This window comes from Chitinispirillales bacterium (assembly GCA_031254455.1).
Taxonomy (GTDB): Bacteria; Fibrobacterota; Chitinivibrionia; order Chitinivibrionales; family Chitinivibrionaceae; genus WRFX01.
In genome coordinates this window covers 1-3,310 of record JAIRUI010000037.1, presented here as the reverse complement: position 1 = coordinate 3,310, position 3,310 = coordinate 1, and the positions used below count along the sequence as shown (strand labels likewise).

General features: G+C 34.5%; 4 protein-coding genes. All 4 read right to left on the bottom strand.

Features of this window, described 5'->3' with window-relative positions:
- Window positions 1-26: 26 nt before the first annotated feature.
- Window positions 27-293, bottom strand: a complete 267-nt coding sequence (locus tag LBH98_02715) for a hypothetical protein (protein ID MDR0303670.1) — start codon at window positions 291-293, stop codon at window positions 27-29.
- The gene (locus LBH98_02710) at window positions 287-1,294 is read right to left on the bottom strand and encodes a nucleotidyl transferase AbiEii/AbiGii toxin family protein (GenBank protein MDR0303669.1); all 1,008 of its coding nucleotides are present in this window, start codon (window positions 1,292-1,294) and stop codon (window positions 287-289) included. The genes LBH98_02715 and LBH98_02710 overlap by 7 nt, the downstream gene beginning before the upstream one ends.
- Window positions 1,278-1,892, bottom strand: coding sequence for a DUF6088 family protein (locus tag LBH98_02705; protein ID MDR0303668.1), 615 nt, complete (start codon window positions 1,890-1,892; stop codon window positions 1,278-1,280). The genes LBH98_02710 and LBH98_02705 overlap by 17 nt, the downstream gene beginning before the upstream one ends.
- A gap of 433 nt (window positions 1,893-2,325) precedes the next feature.
- Window positions 2,326-3,225 carry a nucleotidyl transferase AbiEii/AbiGii toxin family protein gene (locus tag LBH98_02700; GenBank protein MDR0303667.1) on the bottom strand — a complete coding sequence of 300 codons (900 nt, stop codon included), beginning with the start codon at window positions 3,223-3,225 and terminating at the stop codon, window positions 2,326-2,328.
- Window positions 3,226-3,310 lie beyond the last annotated feature (85 nt).

The following is a 3,310-nucleotide window of genomic DNA, read 5'->3' as shown; positions in this document are numbered from 1 at the left end:
GTAGTTCAACTTGTTGTCTATATATTTTATTCACAATTAGCCAAATCTCGTAGTATTGTGATTTGATATTTTTCGCAGCCGACCGTTTTAGATTTTCCGTTTTTATTACTGTGTTTTATATAGTTTTTGCGGTCGTCTTCCGGGTATCGGCTAACGTCCCGGCGGCTTGGCGCAGTGGCGGCTTCCACTGAACTTGCTGCGGGGTAATAACGTCCAAATTCCCACAAAATTGTCTGCGGGGTAATGCCGCCATTGTGCCAAACCGCTCGTTGTATGCAGGTTTTTGTTACCACTCAATCTCATTTATTTTTTTATTCAGTTGTTTTATTCTCTCTATCAATTTGCTAAAGGATAATGATTCTCCATAAATCATTGTTTCTTGCATTGTTTCGTAATCGGCTTTCCACAAAGTAATGATATTGTCAGGCGGAATGATTTTTATTGTATGTGGTGCAAGTGTGTCATAATCAAAATCTTTCAAGCCAATGAAAATGCGACGGTGTTCAATAATGTTTGTGTATAATTCTTTGTTTAACAATGCTTTTTCTGCTATTCCTGCACTGTACATTCTTTCCAAATCGTACAAATGTCGGCTCATTCTTTCTGTACGCATAAATTTCTGTGGTTTAGCAAATTCTTCGTGCAAAAGACAGATTTTCTCCAGAAATGTACGTTCTGGTACAACGGCATTCACTTCAAAGGGGGTTTCTGCAAACACTTTATCAGAATATGTTTCGTCAATAAATGATTGCAAAGCAATTTTTTGTAACGGTTCGTTCATCGAACGACCGCTAATTTCTAATTTTACAATCGGTTTAATGTAATTACTTTCAGGAAAAAGCGATTTGTAATGCACTTCAATAATTTCGGGGTCAGTGGTTGTAATAGGGGTGATATTTACATTTACAGAAAATAAATCCGCATTTATTCCTTGATTTTCAAGTTCTTTTGCTATATCAAACTGCAATTTTTCTCGCACAAACGAACAGGCGGCACGGCGCAATTTATCGTTAATTTGAGTTTTTGATAAAGTTCCATCAAATCCCAAAAATTCCCGATATACAGCAATATCAATATCTTCTGAAAAACGCTCAATCAGATTATAACATTTGCTCAACGAAGTTCCGCCTTTGAATGACAGATTTTCTGCGTAAGGCAAGGCAAACAAAGCACGCAAAACAGTACTAATCCACCAATCTTTTTCAATTGCTACAGTAGATAAATTGTATTCGAGTGTTAAATTGTCAATGTATTTTATGCGTTCGACATCTTGTAAATTAGTGAATTTGTTCATTTTCAATCAATTTTAAAAGTATATTTGAAATCCAAACAGGAGCAAGCCCTGTATCGTGTATGATATTTTCTCGCTTTTCGTACTGCAATGCCTCTCTTATTTTTTGCAGTTGTTCGCCTGTTACTTTGTCTTTGCCAATTTCTTTTAATGCAAAAATTGCCAACAACGAAATTTTGCCTTTATAAGACAAATTTTTGGCAACTGTTCTTTTAAATTTGATAGTTGCTTTTTTACCAACTTTCACAATTCTTGCTGTTCCGTCAGTCAAAAAAACAACCTTTGCTGGCACTTGTGTAGAAAGTCCCAAAGCATTAAGAGCATACGAACCTGTCGGAATTAGCCGAATTTTTTCTCTTTTGGCAATGACTTTTGCAATGGTTTCGATTGACGGAAAAATGATACCAATTTCTTTATCTATTTTTGGATACAAGTAAATACCTGCTGAAAGCCGTATCAAAAAATTTTTTCTACATAATCGCGACAATGCTTGCCTAACAGCATCATTATTGCCGAATTTGCGAAATTCGTCTGCAAAAAATATACTTACGTTCCGATTTCGCTTAATGTATTCAATTATATTATTATTAGTATTTTGCATATAATTATTTTTTCTTTTTCTGTCACAAATAACGCAATAATTTGTGACGTATTTTAGATTTGCAAAGGTACAATTTTTTTTCTAAAACAATATATTATGTTGTGCGACTACAAATACGCTTTAAATTCTTCTAAATACACTTCTCGTATTTTCTTTATGGCTTCTATCCATTGTTCTGTTTCCTAAAACGCTGTTCATAAAACTATTATTTAAAATTACGCCTCCACTTTCGGCTATCGGCTTCTCCATTTTTTTTGTCAATTGCACTGCGCTGTCCGCAAACTTGCATACAACGTTCTGGCGGCTTTGCGATGTTGCGGTTTTGCTACGTTAGAGCGGGATACAAGGTTTCAAAATCTTACAACTTTTCCGCGTGATATGACCGCAATAGCGCAAAACCGACCGTTAGACGATTGCCCTTTTCCCTTAATTTCTACTTTAAATAATTTTCTAATCTTTTTACTCTTTCTATATGCTTTTCTGGTTCGTTTTCTCTTAACTTATTAATTTTATGTAATTTCCATTGTACGGACGGGAATTGTAAATATTCCTGATACTCTACAAATTGAGATAAATCATTGCCTGCCTCAAATGCTACTAAAAACGCTTTATCCTGTTGTAATAAATTTGAATTGATAAAATTAATCAATTTTTCGCGTGTTGTTTCGAAATCGTTGTAAGAAAATGCTACAGACGCCATGCCTGTGAATTGTTTTACAAGCGTTTCTCTGTGGTCTATTCGACCCGGAGATAGCAATTCATGAATTGGTCGGTCGCTACCTAATAGATAATAGATAAATCCTTTTTTTATTCGCTCAAAATCTGTTACAAAGTCGAACATCATTTTTATGTCAAACAAATCTCGTGGATGCTGACGGTCAAGCGCAGCGGTTATTAAGCCTCCATAAAGTTGAGAAATCGAAACAATTTTTGCATAGTTTACCGTTTCAAATTCGTTCTGTGCATAATTACATAGTGGTTTTATAAAAGTTGGTTCGATTATTCCTATATTTGTGCTACTTACTTCAATTTTGACAATTACGCCATGATGCATGCAATAGATTTTATTCGGTTTTTCAACTACAACAACATTCGGAATAATTGATATTATTTTTTCTTTTATGATTTGCAGGTTTTTTGCTATTTCTATAAATGTTTCTTCGCTTGGTTTTATTCGTGTGTAAGTTACGTCAATATCAACTGAATAGCGTGGCAAATCCAGCACATAAAAATTTATTGCCGTTCCGCCGTGAATTGCAAAACAGTCAATTTCTGCTAATGTTGGAATAATGTTTAGCAGTAGTTCAACTTGTTGTCTATATATTTTATTCACAATTAGCCAAATCTCGTAGTATTGTGATTTGATATTTTTCGCAGCCGACCGTTTTAGATTTTCCGTTTTTATTACTGTGTTTTAT